The sequence below is a fragment of the Actinosynnema sp. NPDC023658 genome, assembly GCF_040639995.1.
GTDB lineage: Bacteria > Actinomycetota > Actinomycetes > Mycobacteriales > Pseudonocardiaceae > Actinosynnema.
This window is the reverse complement of the sequence record NZ_JBFAAX010001303.1, coordinates 1-1,353: the sequence shown is the minus strand read 5'-3', so window position 1 is coordinate 1,353 and position 1,353 is coordinate 1. Positions and strand designations below refer to the sequence as shown.

Genomic DNA, 1,353 nt, shown 5'->3' with positions numbered 1-1,353 from the left:
CCTGGACGGGCCTGCTCGCGCCGGGCGCGCGGTGGCCGTGGCCGGTGCAGGCGGTCGGCACGGCGTTCTTCGTCGTCGTCTCGGTGGCGTTCCCGCTGCTGCTGGTCCGCGCGCACGGCCGCCGGCACTCCGACCGGGCGTCGCGCGTCGCGCACCTCATGCTGGGCGTGGTGTGGGTGTTCTTCTCCTGGACCCTGATCACCCACGTGCTGCGGCTCGTGCTGGCCGTCGCGGGGGTGGAGAACCCGTTCCGGGCGCGGTTCGTCGCGGTCGTGCTGCTCGTCCTCGGCGCGGCGCTGGTCGGGTACGGGATCCGCGAGGCCCGCCGGGTGCCGCGGGTGAAGCGGACCGACGTGGTGCTCCCCCGGCTGGACCGGGCGTTCGACGGGCTGACGATCGCGGTGCTGGCGGACACCCACTACGGCGCGATCGACCGCACCAAGTGGTCCGAGGGCACGGTGGCGGTGGTCAACGGGCTCAACCCTGACGTAGTCGTCCACGTCGGGGACATCGCGGACGGCACGGTGGCGCAGCGCCGCGGCCAGGCCGCCGCCCTGGGCGACGTGCGGGCGGGGCACCGGTTCTACGTGTCGGGCAACCACGAGTACCTCAGCAACGCGCAGGCGTGGTTGGACCACATGGCCGAGCTGGGGTGGACGAGCCTGCACAACCAGCACCGGGTGCTGGAGCGCGACGGCGCGCGGCTGGTGTTCGCGGGCGTGGACGACGTGACCGGGGCGCACTCGGGCGTGAACGGCCACGGCGCGGACCTCGGCGCGGCGCTCGCCGGCACCTGCGCCGACGACCCGGTGGTGCTGCTGGCCCACCAGCCGAGCGAGGTCGCCAAGGCGGTGGCGGCCGGCATCGACCTCCAGCTGTCCGGGCACACGCACGGCGGCCAGATCTGGCCGTTCCACCTGCTGGTCCGGTTGCAGCAGCCGGTGCTGGCCGGGCTGAGCCGCCACGGCGAGCGCACCCGGCTGTACACCAGCCGGGGTGCCGGGTTCTGGGGTCCGCCGCTGAGGGTGTTCGCGCCGAGCGAGGTGTCCCTGCTCACGCTGCGGGCCGCCGAACCGGCATGATCACCCCATGAGGGTTCTGGTGGTGGGCGGGAGCGGCTTGGTCGGGCAGCACGTCGTCGACCGGTTGCGGGCGGACGGGCACGAGGCGACGTCGGTCGCGCGCAGCGCGCGGGAGGGCGTCGACCACGCCCTGGACGCGACGAAGGCCTCCGAGGCGGAGTTCCGCGCGGTCCTCGCCGGCCACGACGGCGTGGTGTTCGCGGCGGGCGCGGACGACCGGGACGTGCCACGCAAGCCCTCGTACCCGGTGTTCCACCGGGGCAACGTCGCG

Annotated in this window: 2 protein-coding genes; both read left to right on the top strand. The window is 74.7% G+C overall.

The features are described from left to right. On the top strand, positions 1-1,082 hold a 1,082-nt coding region (locus AB0G02_RS40495; RefSeq protein WP_360805932.1), incomplete at its 5' end, for a metallophosphoesterase. A 7-nt stretch (positions 1,083-1,089) separates the two neighbouring features. After that, on the top strand, positions 1,090-1,353 hold a 264-nt coding region (locus tag AB0G02_RS40490; RefSeq protein WP_360805928.1), incomplete at its 3' end, for an NAD(P)H-binding protein.